At 68.2% G+C, this 17,816-nt stretch carries 15 protein-coding genes; 10 read left to right on the forward strand and 5 right to left on the reverse strand.

Features of this window, described 5'->3' with window-relative positions; translation table 11 throughout:
- Positions 1-6: 6 nt before the first annotated feature.
- The 5 genes from AKI39_RS13615 to pdxR all read left to right on the forward strand — a co-directional run bounded on the left by AKI39_RS13615 (position 7) and on the right by pdxR (position 5,027).
- The gene (locus tag AKI39_RS13615) at positions 7-321 is read left to right on the forward strand and encodes a high-potential iron-sulfur protein (RefSeq protein ID WP_066636851.1); all 315 of its coding nucleotides are present in this window, start codon (positions 7-9) and stop codon (positions 319-321) included.
- Positions 322-604: 283 nt separating this feature from the next.
- On the forward strand, positions 605-1,636 hold the full coding sequence (tauA, locus tag AKI39_RS13620; RefSeq protein ID WP_066636853.1) for a taurine ABC transporter substrate-binding protein: 1,032 nt from the start codon (positions 605-607) through the stop codon (positions 1,634-1,636).
- A 21-nt stretch (positions 1,637-1,657) separates the two neighbouring features.
- Positions 1,658-2,479, forward strand: a complete 822-nt coding sequence (locus AKI39_RS13625; RefSeq protein ID WP_201258505.1) for a taurine ABC transporter ATP-binding protein — start codon at positions 1,658-1,660, stop codon at positions 2,477-2,479.
- Positions 2,472-3,299 (forward strand): ABC transporter permease subunit, encoded by an 828-nt coding sequence (locus AKI39_RS13630; protein ID WP_066636856.1) that lies wholly within the window; start codon positions 2,472-2,474, stop codon positions 3,297-3,299. The genes AKI39_RS13625 and AKI39_RS13630 overlap by 8 nt, the downstream gene beginning before the upstream one ends.
- 189 nt (positions 3,300-3,488) lie before the next feature.
- On the forward strand, positions 3,489-5,027 hold the full coding sequence (gene pdxR, locus AKI39_RS13635) for a MocR-like pyridoxine biosynthesis transcription factor PdxR (protein WP_066636859.1): 1,539 nt from the start codon (positions 3,489-3,491) through the stop codon (positions 5,025-5,027).
- An 80-nt stretch (positions 5,028-5,107) separates the two neighbouring features.
- Here pdxR and AKI39_RS13640 read toward each other — a convergent pair whose 3' ends face one another.
- Positions 5,108-6,433 (reverse strand): MFS transporter, encoded by a 1,326-nt coding sequence (locus AKI39_RS13640; protein WP_066636861.1) that lies wholly within the window; start codon positions 6,431-6,433, stop codon positions 5,108-5,110.
- A gap of 106 nt (positions 6,434-6,539) precedes the next feature.
- On the reverse strand, positions 6,540-8,156 hold the full coding sequence (locus AKI39_RS13645; RefSeq protein ID WP_066636864.1) for a GMC family oxidoreductase: 1,617 nt from the start codon (positions 8,154-8,156) through the stop codon (positions 6,540-6,542).
- Positions 8,157-8,407: 251 nt separating this feature from the next.
- Between AKI39_RS13645 and AKI39_RS13650 the strand changes: the two genes are divergently transcribed.
- The 3 genes from AKI39_RS13650 to AKI39_RS13660 all read left to right on the forward strand — a co-directional run bounded on the left by AKI39_RS13650 (position 8,408) and on the right by AKI39_RS13660 (position 12,081).
- Positions 8,408-9,217: an IclR family transcriptional regulator gene (locus AKI39_RS13650; protein WP_083228842.1), complete on the forward strand. Its 810-nt coding sequence runs from the start codon at positions 8,408-8,410 to the stop codon at positions 9,215-9,217.
- Positions 9,218-9,364: 147 nt separating this feature from the next.
- Positions 9,365-10,342, forward strand: a complete 978-nt coding sequence (locus AKI39_RS13655; RefSeq protein WP_066636868.1) for an AAA family ATPase — start codon at positions 9,365-9,367, stop codon at positions 10,340-10,342.
- Positions 10,339-12,081: a cobaltochelatase CobT-related protein gene (locus tag AKI39_RS13660; protein ID WP_066636870.1), complete on the forward strand. Its 1,743-nt coding sequence runs from the start codon at positions 10,339-10,341 to the stop codon at positions 12,079-12,081. Before AKI39_RS13655 ends, AKI39_RS13660 begins: the two co-directional genes overlap by 4 nt.
- Here AKI39_RS13660 and pta read toward each other — a convergent pair.
- On the reverse strand, positions 11,967-13,034 hold the full coding sequence (pta, locus tag AKI39_RS24930; RefSeq protein WP_076879699.1) for a phosphate acetyltransferase: 1,068 nt from the start codon (positions 13,032-13,034) through the stop codon (positions 11,967-11,969). The genes AKI39_RS13660 and pta overlap by 115 nt on opposite strands.
- Positions 13,035-13,114: 80 nt before the next feature.
- Positions 13,115-14,926, reverse strand: coding sequence for a sulfoacetaldehyde acetyltransferase (gene xsc, locus AKI39_RS13670; protein WP_066636876.1), 1,812 nt, complete (start codon positions 14,924-14,926; stop codon positions 13,115-13,117).
- 236 nt (positions 14,927-15,162) lie between these two features.
- On the opposite strand from xsc, the gene AKI39_RS13675 reads away from it, so the two are divergent.
- The gene (locus AKI39_RS13675; RefSeq protein ID WP_066642950.1) at positions 15,163-15,552 is read left to right on the forward strand and encodes a nuclear transport factor 2 family protein; all 390 of its coding nucleotides are present in this window, start codon (positions 15,163-15,165) and stop codon (positions 15,550-15,552) included.
- 131 nt (positions 15,553-15,683) lie between these two features.
- Positions 15,684-17,042: an NAD(P)/FAD-dependent oxidoreductase gene (locus AKI39_RS13680; protein WP_235610829.1), complete on the forward strand. Its 1,359-nt coding sequence runs from the start codon at positions 15,684-15,686 to the stop codon at positions 17,040-17,042.
- Positions 17,043-17,054: 12 nt separating this feature from the next.
- Here the strand turns inward: AKI39_RS13680 and AKI39_RS13685 are convergent, their stop codons facing one another.
- Positions 17,055-17,807, reverse strand: a complete 753-nt coding sequence (locus AKI39_RS13685; RefSeq protein ID WP_066636882.1) for an IclR family transcriptional regulator — start codon at positions 17,805-17,807, stop codon at positions 17,055-17,057.
- Between the last annotated feature and the right edge of the window lie 9 nt (positions 17,808-17,816).

Below are 17,816 nucleotides of genomic sequence, written 5' to 3' on the forward strand. Positions count from 1 at the left end.
GCCGAAATGACTACCCGCCGCATTTTCCTGAAGAACGTTTCACAGATCCTTGCTGTCTCCGCTGTCGGGCTTCCGGTGGCCTCGCGTGCCGCCGCAGCCAAGCTCGAGGAGAATGACCCGCAAGCCATGGCGTTGGGCTACAAGGACGACACCAAGCAAGTGGACCAGAGCAAATTCCCGAACCACAACGCCGCCCAGCGTTGTGGCGACTGTCAACTCTACCAAGGCGGCACCGCCGCCAATGGGCCCTGTACGATCTTTTCCGGCAAGATCGTCGAGGCAAACGGCTGGTGCAGCGCATACACCAAAAAGACCGGGTAGCTGAATGGCGAGGGCCGCCCGGTTCATCCCGTGGCGGCGGGCTTTCCGGTCAGGGAGGCGCGGGTCGCAGCGGCTCGGCCGCCCGTGGCGACAGCCGGCCTACGCCGTCCTGGCTAAGTGGTAATCCCTAGACAGGCGCTTGCACAGAGCACAGCGCCTGCTCTGGCTCCTACTAATGCGGGCATCTGGACCTAGTGCCGCGGTGTGCCTCTGGGCACACTGGCCCGGCAACTATCCCCATCCCGAGCGGCGCCCGTGCGCCGACGCCCGCAAGGAGAAATCCATGAGATTGTTTCCACGTATTGCGTGCCGCGCGATGCTGCTCGCGTTGGGCGCCCTGCTGGCCGGTGGCGCCGCCCAGGCGCAAACCAAGGTGGTCGTCGGCTACCAGCTTATCGTCGGTCCCTTCCTGACCGCCATCGCCGACGGCAGCTTCGATGCGGCCGCCAAGCAGGCGGGCTACACCATCGACTGGCGGCAGTTCAAGTCCGCGGGCGATATTTCGACGGCGCTGGCCTCCGGCAACGTCCCGATCGGGGTGCTGGGCTCCACGGGCATCACCGCCGCCGCCACGCGCGGCGTCGGGCTCGAATTGTTCTGGATCCTGGACAACATCGGCAAGTCCGAGGCCCTGGTGGCGCGGGACGGCAGCGGCATCAACAGCACGGCCGACCTCAAGGGCAAGCGCATCGCGGTGCCCTTCGTCTCCACCTCGCACTTCCACCTGCTGGTCGGGCTGGAGAACGTGTGGAAGATCCCGCCCCGCGACGTACGCATCCTGAACATGACGCCGCCCCAGATCGTGGCGGCATGGCAGCGCGGCGATATCGACGCCGCGTACGTGTGGCCCCCGGCGCTGACCGAAATCCAGAAATCGGGCAAGACCATCGCGGATTCCGACGAGATCGGCAAGGCCAGCGTGCCGACCTTCGACGGCATCGTCGCCGACAAGGCGTGGGCACAGAAGAACCCGGCCTTCATGGCCGCGTTCACGGGGGTGTTGGCCAAGGCCTATGCCGACTACCGCGCCAACGGCAAGAGCTGGACGGTCGATTCGCCGCAGGTCAAGGGCATGGTGCGGCTGATCGGTGGCAAGCCGCAGGACATGGTGGACGCGCTGAAACTGCTGGACTACCCGGTCGCCGAGGCGCAGGCATCGCCCACCTGGCTGGGAGGAGGCAAGCAAAGCGGCGCGGTGCGCGCCCTGCAAGCCAGCGCGACCTTCCTGCAATCGCAGAAGCAGATCGACAAGGCGCTGGGCGACTACAGTCCCTACGTCGAGGACCGCTACGCCAAGGCGGCCGCGACGCAGTAACCGCGACCGGAGCCGCCGACGATGGAACAGATCGAAACCCTGCAGCTGCGCGATGTCAGCGTGACGTACCCGGGCCTGCGCGACAGCGGCCCCGTCACGGCCTTGCAGGGCGTGAACCTGACAATGGAGCGTGGCGATTTCGTGGTGGCCCTGGGCGCGAGCGGCTGCGGCAAGACCACGCTGCTGAGCCTGCTGGCCGGCTTCCTGTCACCCAGCACCGGCGAGATCACCCTGGGCGGACGCTACATCAACGGTCCCGGCGCGGACCGCGGCGTGGTATTCCAGAAACACGCCCTGCTGCCGTGGCTGAACGTCATCCAGAATGTCGAGTTCGGGCTGCGTCTGCAGGGCGTGCCGCGCCAGGAGCGCCGCGAGCGCGCCACGCGCAACCTTGCCCTGGTCGGCCTGCAGGATTTCCACCAGCACATGATCTACCAGCTCTCGGGCGGCATGCAGCAGCGCGTGGGCGTCGCCCGCGCGCTGACCTGCGATCCGGCCATCCTGCTGATGGACGAGCCCATGGCGGCGCTGGACGCGCTGACCCGCGAGAGCATCCAGGAGTTGCTGCTCGAGGTCTGGCAGCACACCGGCAAGATGTTCTTCTTCATCACGCACAGCGTCGAGGAAGCCCTGTTCCTGGGCTCGCGCCTGATCGTCATGTCGCCGCGGCCGGGGCGCATCACCCATACCTACGCCCTGGATTTCAACCGCCGCTTCCTGGAGTCGCACGATGCACGCGCCATCAAGTCAAGTCAGGATTTCATCGAAATGCGAGAGCGCATCCTCGGCATCATCTATGGCGACGAGCGCGCGGCCGGCGAGACGGAAATGGTTCATGGCTGACCCGCGCCGGGGCGGCCGTCCGGCGCCTCCCGGCAAGGTCTATGGCGCTCCCGGCGCCGGCTACAGCGGCCACATCAGCCTGCTGACGGCCCTCGCGCTGGTGGGCCTGTGGTTCCTGCTGACCAACACCGGCCTGGTCAAGCCGCTGTTCCTGCCCTCGCCCCAGGCCGTGTACGAAAAATTCATCCAGGCCTCGGTCGATGGCGTGGCGAATTCCACCTTGTGGGAACACACGCAAGCCAGTCTTTCGCGGGTCTTCGGTGCCTTCGTCCTGGCCTGCGTGACCGCCGTTCCGGTGGGCATCCTGATGGGCGTGAGCCGCATCGCGCGCGGCATCTTCGACCCACCCATCGAGTTCTACCGCCCGCTGCCGCCCCTGGCCTACCTGCCGCTGGTCATCATCTGGTTCGGCATCGGCGAGTTCCCCAAGATTTTCCTCATCTACCTGGCGATATTCGCGCCCATGGCGATCGCCGCGCGCGCCGGCGTGCGCTCCGTGTCCATCGAACAGATCCACGCGGCCTATGCGATGGGCGGCAGCCCGCTGCAGATCATCCGCCATGTCATCCTGAAGGCGGCCATGCCGGAAATCTTCACCGGCATGCGCATCGGCATCGGCGTGGGCTGGACCACGCTGGTCGCGGCCGAAATGGTGGCCGCGGACCGCGGGCTGGGCTTCATGGTGCTGAACGCGGCGCAGTTTCTCGCCAGCGATACCGTCATCATGGGAATCATCGTCATCGGGGCCTTCGCGTGGGGCTTCGACCTGCTGGTGCGCCAACTGGAGAAAATCCTCATCCCCTGGAAAGGCCGCGTCTGAACCCTTCCCCGCGGGCGTCCCGCCCACCCCCCGCGCCTGCCCTGCCATAAGGGTAGGCACCGGGTTTTTCGGCTTTGCCCGATCGGTGTATCTTGCGCTAGGGCCTGTCCACGCGGAAAGCGTGGACACGTCCCACGCGAACCATCATGGCAGCGGCCGCGCGCCGCGCCACGCGCAAGGGGGAAATCCATGTCCTGCCAGGCCGCTCGGGCCCACACCGTCATGTGGGACCAATTGTTCGAACGCGAAAACGACAGTGCGCTGAGCCTGCAGGAACGGGTGCGGCAGATGCTGGTGTCGGCCATCCTGTCCGGCCACCTGCCGCCAGGCGCGCCCGTGCCTTCCAGCCGGCACCTGGCCGATCAGCTGGCCATTGCGCGCAACACCGTCGTGTTCGCCTACCAGCAGCTGGTCTGCGAAGGCTACCTGGTGTCGCGCGAGCGCAGCGGCCATTTCGTCAGCGGCGACGTGCTGGACGGCAGGCTGGCCGCGCCGGCGCCCCGGCCGGCCACGCCCGCCGCGGAAGGCCAGGACCGCTGGGACAAGCGGCTGCGCTTTCGCCCGTCGGCGCAGCGCAACATCGTCAAGCCGGCGAACTGGCAGAAGATGCCTTATCCCTTCGTCTATGGCCAGTTCGACGCCGGCCTGTTTCCCACGGCGGAATGGCGCGAATGCTGCACGCGCGCGCTTTCCGTGCTCGACATCCGCAGCTGGGCGCCGGATCTCATCACCCACGACGATCCCGCGCTGGTCGAGCAGATCCGCACCCAGGTGCTGCCGCGGCGCGGCGTATGGGCCAGCGCGGACGAAATCGTCATCACCGTGGGCGCCCAGCACGCGCTTTATCTGATCGCCGACCTGCTGGTCCACCACGAGACGGCCGTCGGCATCGAGGATCCGGGCTATCCGGACGCCCGCAACATCTTTGCCAGCCGCACACCCTGCCTGCACGGGCTGCCCGTGGACGAGAACGGCTTGCGCATCACCGCCCGGCTGGCCGAGTGCGACTACATCTTCGTCACGCCCAGCCATCAATGCCCCACGACCGTGACCATGCCCATCGACCGCCGGCAGGCCTTGCTGGACCTGGCCCGCGATGCGGACTGCATGATCATCGAGGACGACTTCGAAAGCGAGAACCGCCACGGCGACGCGCCCATTCCCGCGCTCAAGAGCCTGGACCGCAGCGGCAACGTGATCTACGTCGGCAGCTTGTCCAAGGCCTTCGCGCCGGGCTTGCGCATCGGCTATGTCGTCGCGCCGCGCGAACTGATCGTCGAACTGCGCGCCCTGCGCCGGCTGATGCTGCGGCATCCCTCGGCCTACATCCAGCGTGCGTTTTCGCTGTTCATCGCCCTGGGCCACCATCATGCCTTGCTGCGGCGCCAGTCGCAGGCCTACCAGGAACGGGCGGACAGGCTGAGCCAGGCGCTGCGGCGGCACCTGCCCGACTTCGAAGCCGTGCCGATGACCGGGGGCTCCTCGTGCTGGGTGCGCGGACCGGCGTGGCTGGATACCAACCGGCTCGCCACGGCGGCGGTCGCGCGCGGCGTGGTCATCGAACCCGGCGACGTGTTCTTCAAGGAAGCCGCGGAAATGCCGCTGAACACGATACGGCTGGGATACAACTCCATCGGACCCAGCCAGATAGACGCCGGCATCGAGATGCTGGCCCGCGTCGTGCGCGAACTGCAGGGACAGGCGATGGGCAGGGCCGTCACGGCGTAGCCGCGCGGCGCCTTCGCGCCCGGCACGCGGCCATGGCGCTCAGGCGCGCCCGATGCCGCCACGGCGGCCCGCGCCAGGCGTCACGCCGGCGGTGCCGCCGTATATGCGGCGGCTTGCTGGTTGCGGACGATGTGGCTCTGGATCGCCTTGGCGCACCACGCCGACACCAGCCCGGAAAACAGCACATAGCCGCAGACATACCAGGGCGAACCATCGCCGGCGCGCACCAGCACCGTCGCGATCATGGGCGTGATGCCGGAGGCGAATATCCCGGAGAACTGGTAGACGAAGGAAATGCCGGTATAGCGCACGCGCGTATCGAAGAGCTCGCAGAACAGCGCGGCCTCCGGCCCGTACACGGCGGCATAGAAGATACCGAACGGAATGATGATGGACAGCCACAGCACCAGCGGGTCGCCGCCGCTGCCCATCATCAGCCAGAACGCCGGAAAGGCGGAGATGCCGCTGACGATGGCGCCCCAGAAATACACCCGCGTGCGGCCCAGCCGGTCCGACATCCGGCCGAAGTACGGGATGAAGAAGCACATGATGATGGCTGCCGCCATCACGCCGCCCAGCGCCTGACCGCGGCTGACATTGACGCTCTGCGTCAGCCACGAGATGACGAACACCCCGAAGACGTTGAAGAACACGCCGTCGATGTAGCGCGCGCCCATGCCCTTCAGGATGTTGCCGGGATAGCGGCGCATCATGTCGGCGAAGGGCAGGTCCGTCTGCCGGTTGCGGCGCTTCACTTCCGCGAACTCGGGGCTTTCCTTCACGTTCAGGCGGATGTACAGGCCCACGAACACCATGAGTCCGGACAGCAGGAAACCGACACGCCAACCCCAGGCCATGAATTGCGCGTCGGTCAGCAGGGCCGACAGCAATGCCACCACGCCAGAGGCCAGGCACAGGCCGATGGACAGTCCCATCTGCGGGATGGATGCATAGAAGCCGCGTTCCTTTTGGGGCGCGAACTCGTAAGCCATCAGCACCGCGCCGCCCCACTCGCCGCCCAGGCCGATGCCCTGCGCCACCCGCAACAACAGCAAGGCGACGGGCGCCCACAGGCCGATGCGGTCGTAGGTGGGCACCAGGCCGATCAGCACCGTCGACACGCCCATGATCATCAGCGTCAGGATCAGCATGCTCTTGCGGCCGATGCGGTCGCCGAAGTGCCCGAAGATCACGCCGCCCAGCGGCCGGGCGATAAAACCCACCGCGAAGGTGGCATAGGCAAGCAAGGTCGACACCAAGGGATCGCCGGCGGGGAAATACAGCTTGTTGAATACGATGCCCGCGACGACCCCGTACAGGAAGAAGTCATACCACTCGATGGTCGCGCCGATCACCGAAGAGATGACGACCCTGCGGACCTGTGAACGTTCAGCGTGATGCGCCATGGTTGTCTCCTGTTTTTTTCCCACGGCCCCCTATCGCGGGGCGGCCGGCCATGGGTGTATCCGGGCACGCCCGGCCGGGCGCCCCAATGCCCTCTGGCGGCGCTTGCTACGTGCGGCCGCGGGCATCCTCCAGAATCATGTCCGCCGCCCGTTCCGCGATCATCACCACCGGCACGTTGGTGTTGCCCGACACCAGCGTCGGCATCACGGAACAATCCACCACCCGCAACCGGTCCACGCCGCGCACGCGCAAGCGGCTGTCGACGACCGCCATGGGATCGCCGTCCGGCCCCATCTTCGCGGTGCCGGACGGATGGAAAATGGTCGCGCCCCGCTCCCGACAGAAGTCCAGGATCCCTTCGTCGCTCTCCACCTCGCGCCCGGGGCGGAACTCGGCCGCCATCAGCGGGCGCATCGGCTCCGTATCGGCGATGCGGCGGGCGTAGCGCACCCCCGCGATCGCCATGCGCCGGTCCAGCTCGGTGGACAGGTAGCGGGGCTGGATGGACGGGGGCTGCATGGGATCGGCACTGCGCAGCCGCACGTGGCCACGCGATTCCGGGCGCAATTGGCAAACCGAATACGTGCATCCCGAAAACGGATGCACGTCGCCGCCCGCCATGTCGGCCGACAAGGTGCCGAAATGAAACTGGATGTCCGGCCGATCCGACGCGTCCAGCGCGCGGGCGAACAAGGCGCCCTGGTTGATCCCGATGGCAAGCGCGCCGCCCCGATACAACAGCCATTGCAGCGCCAGCCGCGCCTTGCCGCCCAGCGTGCGCAGATCGTCGTTCGTGGTGATGGGCCGGCTTACCCGGTAGATCAGGCGGATCTGCAGATGATCCTGCAGGTTCTCGCCCACGCCCGGGAGGTCGGCCCGCACCGGAATGCCCAACTCGCCCAGCAGGCCGGCCGGGCCGATGCCGGATAGCTGCAGCAGTTGCGGCGAGTTCAAGGCGCCGGCCGACAGCAGCACCTCGTGGCGCGCGGCCAGTTCCTGCACCGCGCCATCCGGCGCGCGTACCCTGACGCCGCACGCGCGGCGGTCGCGCAGCACGACCGCCAGGACATGCCGTCCGGTCAGCACGGTCAGGTTGCGCCGCTTGCGCGCGGGACGCAGGTAGGCGACGGCGGTGGAACGGCGCAGGCCGCGATGGGTCGTCAATTGGTAATAGCCCACGCCCTCCTGCTCGCCGGTGTTGAAATCCTGGCGCAGGGGCACGCCGTGGGCGCGAGCCGCGTCGATGAAGGCATCCACCAGGGGATGGCGTGTCTTGATCGATGTTGCGTGCAAGGGACCGTCCACGCCGCGCGTGGGACCGGGCCCCAGGTCGTTGGTTTCCAGCTTGCGGAAGTACGGCAGACAGTCGTCCCAGCCCCAGCCGGCGTTGCCCTGGCGCGCCCAGTCGTCGTAGTCCGCCTTCTGGCCGCGTATGTAGATCAGGCCGTTGATGGAGCTGCTGCCGCCCAGGGTGCGGCCGCGCGGCCAATAGATGCGCCGTCCGTTCATGCCGGGGTCGGGATCGGTATAGAAGCCCCAGTTCAAGGTCTTGTGGAACATCGTCTTGCCATAGCCGATCGGCAGATGGATCCACGGATTGCTGTCGGGCGGGCCGGCTTCCACCAGGCAGACCGTATAGCGGCCGCACGCGGACAATCGATTGGCGAGCACGCAGCCGGCGGAACCGCCGCCGACGACGATGTAGTCGAACGCCTGCTTCATGCTTTTGTCTCCATCGCGCGCGAGGGCTGATGAAGCGATGCCCCCTGCAAGAGGACACGCCGCGCTGGAACTTGTTTTTGCGCGGCCCCTACGCTACGTTGTGGCCTATTCTGTCGCCGCGCCGGACACGGTGTTGACTGACGCGGCGCAGCAAACGCGAAACTGGAACGGAAAGCGCGCAAATCGTGCCACAACCGGTACGCCAAGATCGCGCCGACACCGATACGCCGTCGCAGGAAAGGCCCGTCAACATGACCGACACCGCCGATGCCGCGCGCGCCCTGCGCGTGCTGCGCGTGATGGAAACCGTCGCGCGCTCGATCGCCCCGCCCACCCTCGCCCAGCTGGCGGCACGCATGCATGTGCCCAAGACCACCATGATGAGGCTGGTGCGCGATATGCAGCAGGATGGCTGGCTGGTGCGCGTGCCGCACTCGGGCGGCATCCTGCCCGGCCCACGCGCGCGCACGCTGGGCCTGGACATGCTGAAAGGCGGTCCCGTCCTGCGCGAATGCGTGGCCGTGCTGCGCCAACTGGTGCACGACATCGGCGAAACCTGCAACCTGACCGCGCTGGACGGCGACCAGGTGCTGTACATCGCGCGCGTCGAGGCGCCGCATCCGCTGGGCTTGCATTTCAGCGATGGCGTGCGCGTTCCCATGCATTGCACGGCCAGCGGCAAGCTGTTCCTGGCACGCATGCCCGGGCCTGCCCGCCGGCGCATGCTGTCGCTGTTGCGGCTGGACGCCCACACCCCGAACACCACCACCCGCGCCGACACGCTCGAACGCGAACTGGACGAGCCGCGCGCGCGGCGCTTCGGCGTGGACGACGAGGAATTCATCCTGGGCATGGTGGCGGTGGCCGTGCCCATCCTGGACGAAGCGGACCAGATGATCGCCGCGGTGGCTTGCCACGGCCCCACCGCGCGCAAGACGGTGGACGAACTGCTGGCCAATCTGCCGCTGCTGCAACAGGCCAGCGCGCGCCTGCGCGCCATCCTGCTCGGGGTCGAGCCGGAGGCCTGCGCGGCCGCGCCCCTGCGCCACCAGGTCGGCTAGGGCCTGTCAACGCCCAAGGGAGCGCGGCACTGGCGAGTCCCGATATCCGCGATTTCCCGTCCACTTCGCTGCGCCCCCGGCCTCGCGCCACGTTATTTCGATATGATTTGTTCCGGAAAACGATGTTTACTTGCGGAGCCGCCTCCCGTGACGCCCAGCGAGAACCCCCACCGCCTGGTCCCCGCGCGCAGCCTTTTCGGCATCGACACGCCGCTGATGGTGCCGGTGCTGGACACGCGCGACGAGCATGTGCCGGAGATCGATGCCGCCTATCGGTTCAACCGCGACGTGACGCTGGCCATCCTGGCCGGCTTCATGCACAACCGGCGCGTCCTGGTGCAGGGGCTGCACGGCACGGGCAAATCCACGCACATCGAACAGGTCGCCGCAAGGCTGAACTGGCCTTGCATGCGCGTGAACCTGGACGGCCACATCAGCCGCCTGGAGCTGGTGGGCAAGGACGTCATCAAGGTGCGCGAGGGCCATAACGTCACCGAGTTCGAGGAAGGGATCCTGCCGTGGGCGCTGCGCCGGCCCATGGCGCTGATCTTCGACGAATACGACGCCGGGCGTCCGGACGTGATGTTCGTCATCCAGCGCGTCCTGGAAAAGGACGGCCGGCTCACGCTGCTGGAGCGCAACCAGGTGATCGCGCCGCATCCCGGCTTCCGCCTGTTCGCCACCGCCAACACCGTCGGCCTGGGCAACGTTAACGGCCTGTATCACGGCACCCACGCGCTGAACCAGGGGCAGATCGACCGCTGGAACATCGTCGCCACCCTGGACTACCTGGCCCACGAGGAAGAAGCAGCCATCGTGCTGGCGCGCGTTCCCGCCATGGACACGCCGGAAGACCGCGACCGGCTGGACGCCATGCTGCGGCTGGCGGCGCTGACACGGCGCGGCTATGCGGCCGGCGACCTCTCCACCCTGATGTCGCCGCGCACGGTCATCACCTGGGCGGAAAACATCCGGATATTCGGCGATACCGCGCTGGCCTTCCGGCTGAGCTTCCTGAACAAGTGCGACGAGGCGGAACGGCCCATCGTGGCCGAATACTTCCAGCGCTGCTTCGACGCCGAACTGGAAAGCCCGCCGGGCCGCCCGGCGCCGGGTGGCGGATGAGCGCGGACGCAGCCCGGCTGGCGCGCCAATACCGGCTGGTGGCACTGTGCTCGGCCACGCTGCGCGCGCTGACGGGCGACGGCACCCTGCATTATCGCGAGGGCGTCCTGTGGCGCGGCGATGCCGCGGTGGACTTGTCCGCGCCGCATCTGCGCCCGGATCCGGACCTGGATGACGGGCCAGCCCTGCGCGGCATGGCCGATGCCGCCGCGATGCGGCTGATCCATTCGGATTCGGGACTGCACCAGCGCATCCGTCCGCCCGGCGGCGTGCAGGCGCTGGTATTCGAACTGCTGGAGCAACTGCGGGCGGAAAGCCTGGCGCCGGCGCACATGCCCGGCTTGCGCCGCAACCTGCGCCACCGTTTCGAATCGTGGTCGCTGGCATTCATGCAGGCGCGGCTGGCCGACAGCGAGAGCGGCCTGCTGCTGTTCGCGGTGCTGCAACTGGCGTGGATGCGGCTGACCGGATGGCCGCTGCCCGAGCCGCTGGAAGGCATCATGGAAATGCCGCGTGCCACCCTGTCGCCCATCCTGGGCGCGGCCATGCGCGAACTACGCGAGCGGCGCGGCGACCAGGCCGCCTACGGCGAAGCGGCGCGCGAGGTCGCGCGGCGGGTCGCCCATCTGTTGGACGCCAAACCCGCGCCCGCGCGCGCCGACGCCTCGCCGCCGGATGCGCGCGCCGCGCGGCTGGCCTTTACGCTGGTCACCGCGCCGGCGGACCCGGCCGGCAAGGAGAGCGGCGCCGCCGGCGCCGCGGCAGGCGACGCGTCCGCCGCCCAGCCATACCGCGACTATCGGGTACATACCCGCCGGTACGACGTCGAGGTCAGTGCGGCCCGCCTGGTACGTGCGGCGCAGCTGCGCGCGCTGCGGGATGCGCTGGACCAGCGGGTAGCCGCCGCGGGCCTGAATCGGGCGCGGCTGACGCGGCGCCTGGCCGCCGCGATGTGCGCGCCGCGCGAGGACGGCTGGTCCTTCGAACAGGAAACGGGCCGGCTGGACGGGCGGCGCCTGGCGCAGGTGGTCAGCTCGCCGGCGCAGCGGCACGTATTCCGCCGGCCGCACATGCGCCGCCAGGCCGATGCGGCGGTGACCTTCCTGATCGACTGCTCGGGCTCGATGAAGGCCCGCATCGACGCCATCGCCCCCATCGTCGATACCCTGGCCCGGGCGCTGGACGATCTGGCCGTGCCGACTGAAGTGCTGGGCTACACCACCGGCGCCTGGCATGGCGGCCGGGCGCGCCTGGATTGGCTGGCGCAGGGACGGCCGGCGTGCCCCGGAAGGCTGAACGAGGTCTGTCACCTGGTCTTCAAGGAAGCCGGCCGATCGTGGCGCCGCGCGCGCGCCGATATCGCGGCGCTGCTCAAGCCCGACCTGTTTCGCGAAGGCATCGACGGCGAAGCCGTCCAGTGGGCAGCAGCGCGACTGATGCAGCGGGATGCCCGGCGCCGGCTGCTGGTGGTGGTTTCCGACGGCGGGCCGATGGACGCCGCGACGGTGCAGGCCAACGGCGCCGACTACCTGGACAGCCACCTGCGGCACGTCGTCGGGCGGCTGGAAGCCGCGGGCCGGATGGCCATCCTGGCCGTGGGCGTGGGGCAGGACCTGACGCCGTATTACAGGCGCGGCATCGCGCTGGACGTCTCGCGCCCGGTCGACACGCGGCTGCTGATGGAAGTCGCGGAGGCCATGTCCTGCGCCTGCACCACCGTGACAGCGATCACCCGATAGATGTCATCGGCATCGCACCCACGCGACAAATCGTTCGCCGGCTTGCGCAGCCCCTGCAGCAAGGGGCCGATGGCTTTCGCGCCCGCCAGGCGTTCGGCCAGCTTGTAGCCGATATTGCCCGCTTCCAGGCTGGGAAACACCAGCACGTTGGCGTGGCCATGCACGCGCGAATCGGGAATCTTGCGATGCGCGATTTCCTCCACCAGCGCGGCATCCAGCTGCACGTCGCCGTCGACGGCCAGTTCTGGCCGCCGGGCCCGCACCTGGCGCACCGCATCGGCCACCTTGTCCACCGCGGGATGCCGGGCGCTGCCGTTGGTCGAAAAGGACAGCATCGCCACGCGCGGTTCTTCCTCCAGCAGCGTACGCGCGCTGTCTGCCGCCGCGACGGCGATGTCGGCGAGCTGCGCGGCATCCGGATCCACCACCAGGCCGCAGTCGGCGAAGATCATGCTGCCCTGGCAGCGATGGTAGGGCTCGCAGAACATCATGATGAAGAAGCTGGACACCAGCCGGAATGCCGGGTCCACGCCGACGATCTGGATGGCGCAGCGCACGACGTCGGCGGTGGTATGCAACGCGCCGGACACCGCGCCATCGGCCTGCCCTTCCCGCACCATCAGGTTGGCGAAGCACAGCGGATCGCGTACCGCCTGGGCGGCGGCCTCGCGTGTCATGCCCTTGGCCTGGCGCAAGCGGTACAAGGCCTGCGCATAGGCGTCGCGCAAGGGCGATGCGGCGGGATCGTGCTGTTCGATGCCGTCCAGGACGACGCCGGCCTGCCGCGCGGCGCCGGCGATGCGGCTCGCCTCGCCGACCAGCACGATGCGGGCGATGCCCTCTTGCCGGGCGCGCGCGGCCGCGCGCAGCACGCGAGCGTCCTCGGCTTCGCACAGGACGATGCGGCGCGGATCGGCGCGCGCGTTTTCCAGGATGTGATCGAAGGCAAGCATGCCTTACCCCGCTGAAGATCCATGGGCCAGGAGGCGGCCGGCGCGATCGCGCCGGGCCGCAACGACGGCGATGCCGCCGATCAGGTGTAGTCCCTGTACTTCTCCAGGTAGCGCACCGGCCGGGACAGGGCATCGCGGCGGAAGGGATCGCCCAGCTCGCGCGTGCACATGATTTCCAGGATGGTGGTCTTGCCGTGGTTCATCTGCAGGTCCACGGCCTTGCGCAGCGCCTCGCCCACCTGCTCGATGCGGTCGACGACGATGCCTTCGGCACCCATCGCCCTGCCGATCGCCGCGAAGCTCTGGTTGTCCAGCTCGCCCGCCACGAAGCGGCGGTTGTAGAAATCCACCTGGTTCTTCTTTTCCGCGCCCCATTGCCGGTTATGGAAGACCACCGCCGTGACCGGAATGTTGTGGCGCACGCAGGTCATGGTTTCCATCATGCTCATGCCCCAGGCGCCGTCGCCGGCATAGGAAATCGCCGGGCGGTGCGGGGCCGCCACCTTGGCGCCGATGATGGTGGGAAAGGCATAGCCGCAATTGCCCCAGCTCATCGCCGCGAACATGCTGCGCGGCTTGTCGAAGCGCAGATAGCTGTTGGCCACGGAGTTGATGTTGCCGATGTCCGTCGACACCATGACGTCCGGCGGCATGGCCTTCTCCAGCTCGCGCAGCACCTGCCGCGGATGCAGGTACTCGCCGCCGTTGAAGGTTTTCTCGCGCTTCTGCTCCTCGATCATGTCCAGGCTGTAGGGATCGCGCTCATGCGTCCATTCGTCCAGCTCTTTCTCCCAGGCGGCCTTTTCGCCGGCGATTTCGTCGGCGCGCTGCGCCTTGGTGGCGTCGCAGGCCAGCGTCTTGCCTTGCAGCCGCGTCATCAGGGCCTTGGCCGCCGCCTTCGCGTCACCGCAGATGCCAACGGTGATCTTCTTCACCAGTCCCAGCATCTTGTGATCGGCATCGATCTGGATGATCTTGGCGTCCTTGGGCCAGTAGTCCATGCCGTGCTGCGGCAAGGTGCCGAACGGACCCAGGCGCGAACCCAGGGCCAGCACGACGTCCGCGCGCGAGATCAGCTTCATGGCCGCCTTCGAGCCCTGGTAGCCCAGCGGCCCGCACCACAGCGGATGGCGCGCCGGAAAGGAGTCGTTGTGCAGATAGCTGTTGACCACCGGCGCGCCCAGCCGCTCGGCCAGCGCCTTGCATTCCTCCACCGCGTCGCCCATCACGACGCCGCCGCCGGAAATGATGACGGGAAAGCGGGCCTGGGCCAGCAACTGCGCGGCTTGCTCCAGGCTTTCGTCGCCGCCGGGACCGCGGTCCAGCCGCCGCGGCTGGGGGATTTCCGCCTTGATGTCGCCGTAGAAGTAATCGCGCGGGATATTCAGCTGCGCAGGGCCCATTTCGGCCATGGCGCGATCGAAGCAGCGCGCGGTGAACTCGGCCATGCGCGCGGGATGGGTCACATGGCCCTGGTATTTGGTGAACTCCTGGAACATCGGCAACTGGTTGGTTTCCTGGAATCCGCCCAGGCCGATACCCATGGTGCCGGCCTCCGGCGTGACGATGACCACGGGACTGTGCGCCCAGTAGGCTGCCGCGATGGCGGTCACGCAGTTGCTGATGCCCGGGCCGTTCTGGCCGATCACCACGCCGTGGCGCCCCGATACGCGGGAATAGCCGTCGGCCATGTGGGCGGCGCCCTGCTCATGTACCACGGGGATCAGCCGGATGCCGGCCGGCGCGAAGATGTCCATGGCATCCATGAAGGCCGAGCCCATGATGCCGAAGATGTCGGTCACGCCGTTGGCCGCGAGGGTCTCGACGAAGGCCTCGGACGGCGTCATGCGTTGCGGACCGGATGCTTGCGATGGTGCGGTGCTGGATGTCATGGGCTGGCCTCCTCGTTGGCGTCTGGCGATAGCGTGCGGTTGTCTGGGTATTCCGAAAACCGGAACGTTTCATACCACTTATTTTTTGCCACTCTAGGCGCCGGGCGGCCCGCTGTCAACCGGAAGTTGCGTGCCGGCCTGGACCCATCGAACGCTGCGCACTGGTACTTAGCCGCGCGGTCCGCGCTACGTACGCTGTGCCGCACATCCACGATGAAACAGGAAAGGAGATGCCCATGCCCGCCACCGTCAGCGCCGATCTGCTGGCCGCCTTCGCCGACGCCTGGAACCGTCACGACATCGAGGGCCTGATGTCCTTCATGCATGAGGACTGCGTCTTCGAAACCGTGGCGGGACCGGAGGCGCATGGCAGCCGCCACGTGGGCCGCGAGGCCGTGCGCGAGGCCTTCGCGGCAGCGTGGCGCAACGTGCCCGATGCACAGTGGCGCAACGGCACGCATTGGGTCGCGGGCGACCGCGGCGTATCCGAATCCACCTTCACCGGCACCAATCCCGACGGCACGCGCATCGAGGCCAACATGGTCGACCTGTTCGTTTTCCGCGACGGCAAGATCCTGGTGAAGAACGCATTCCGCAAGAACCGGCCGCCGCTGCCCGCGCGCTGAGCCGCCGGCCGTCCATAGCGTCACCCCCCATCGTCCCTTTCCCACTGACCTCCTACTGGCGATACATCGTGGCCGCATACGTCCCCACGCCCGCTCCGGCCTCCACGGCCGGCGTCCCGCCAGGTCCGGGCCTGGCCCCCTATGACCCCTTGTTCGATCCGCTCGTCTCCCGGACCGGACACGGGCAGGACTACGCGCCGACCTACTGGGTCGCATCCGCCGGTGCCCCGCCGCCCGACGATGGACCGGTGCGCGGCGACATCGACGTCGACGTCGCGGTCATCGGCTCCGGGTTCACCGGCCTGTCCACGGCGCTTGCGCTGGCGCGCGACCACGGTGTGCAAGCTGTCGTGCTGGAGGCCAACCGGGCCGCGTGGGGCTGCACCAGCCGCAACGGCGGCCAGGGCCAGAACGCCTCCGGCCGGCTGTATCGCTCGCAGTGGATCGCACGCTGGGGACTGGACACCGCGCGGCGGCTGGATGCGGAAATCCGGGAGGGCTTCGAATACTGGAAGAGCCTGGTCGCGTCTATCGAATGCGACGCGCAGCCCGGAGGCCATCTCTACACCGCGCATCGCGGCAAGAAGCTGGCCTTCCTGGAGAACGAGGCCCGCATCATGCGCGAGCTGTTCGGCTACGACGCGCGCATGTTGAGCCGCGAGGAGCTGCATGCGCGCTATACGGCGGATCGCGAGGCCGCCGGCGCCCTGCTCGAACCCGACGGCATCGGCGTGCATCCGCTCAAGCTCGCGTACGGCTACCTGCGGCAGGCGCGCGCGCTGGGCGCCCGCGTGCACACGGCCAGCCCCGTGCAAGGCTGGGAAACGGTGGGCGGCGTCCATCAGCTGCGCACGCCCGGCGGCGTCGTACGGGCGCGCCGCGTGGCGGTGGCCACGGGTGGGTATACGCCGCAGGGCCTGCATCCGGCCTTGTCGGGGCGCATCATGCCCATTCTGTCCAATTCCATGGTGACACGCGTGCTGACGCCCGCGGAGCGCGAGGCGGCCGGCCTGCGCAGCACCGTGTTCATCACCGATACGCGCACGCTGCGCTTCTACTACCGGCTGCTGCCGGACGGCCGCATGCAGATCGGCAGCCGCAGCGCGGTCACGGGCGCGGACGCGCGTCATCCGCGCCACCTGCGCCTGCTGCAGGAGGGGCTGGCACGCAAGTTTCCCGCCTTGCGCGATGTGAAGATCGACTATTCGTGGTGGGGATGGGTCGACGTCAGCCACGACATGATGCCGCGCATCGCGCGGCCCGACCCCGGCCAGCACATCTACTACGCCTGCGGCTACGGCGGCAACGGCGTGTCGTTTTCCGCCGCCGCCGGCCGCCGCATGGCGCAGCGCATCGTCGGACAGGCGGGCGCGCAGTGGGATCTGCCGATCTACGACTCGCCCCTGCCGGGACATGCCTTCGCACCCTTCCGGCGCATCGGCCAAGCGCTGCTGTACAAGTGGTACTACCTGCGCGATGAAGTGATCTAGGGCTTGCTGACGCTAGAAGGTCTTGGACAGGTCGCGCGCGGCCTGCTGCAACTGCGGCACGAACTCGAGCGCGCGCGACAGGGGCGTGCGGGGCACCGGCGCGTGCACCGCGATCGCCGCCAGGCAAACGTCGTTCTTGTCCATCACCGGCGCGGCCACGCAGACGATGCCGGTCAGGAACTCCTCGTTGTCGATGGCGATGCGCTTGCGGCCGATGCGGTCCAGCTCCGCCTCCAGCAGCTCGACGTCGGTGATGGTGTTCGGCGTATGGCGTTCCAGTTTCAGCGCATGTACCAGCGCGGTACGCCGCGCCTGGGGCAGCATGGCCAGCAGCAGCTTGCCGCTGGCGGTGCAATGGGCCGGCACATGCGAGCCGGGCTTGAGGTCCAGCCGCAACGGCCACGGCGCTTCCATGCGGTCCAGGTAGAGGACCTCGCTTTCGTGCAGCATGGTCAGGTTGCAGGTTTCGCCCAGCTCCGCCACCAGCCGCGACAGTATGGCATGCCGCTGGCGCCGTTCGCCGGCCAGCATGACGATGCCCAGGCCCAGCTGGGCCAGCCTGGGGCCGACCGCGTAGGCGTTTTTCTGTCCCGGTTCGCGGATGACCAGCCCGCCCGCCTCCAGCGAGGCCAGCATGCGGTGCAGCGAAGCCTTGGGCGCGGGGAATTCCTGCACGATCTCCGCCAGCGAAACCGGCCGCTCGGCCCGCACCAGGTGCTCCAGCAACGCGAACGAACGCAGCGTCGGGGTATCCGCCTTGGTCATGCCAGCCGT

The sequence above is a fragment of the Bordetella sp. H567 genome (genome assembly GCF_001704295.1).
In the GTDB taxonomy this organism is placed as follows: domain Bacteria; phylum Pseudomonadota; class Gammaproteobacteria; order Burkholderiales; family Burkholderiaceae_B; genus Bordetella_C.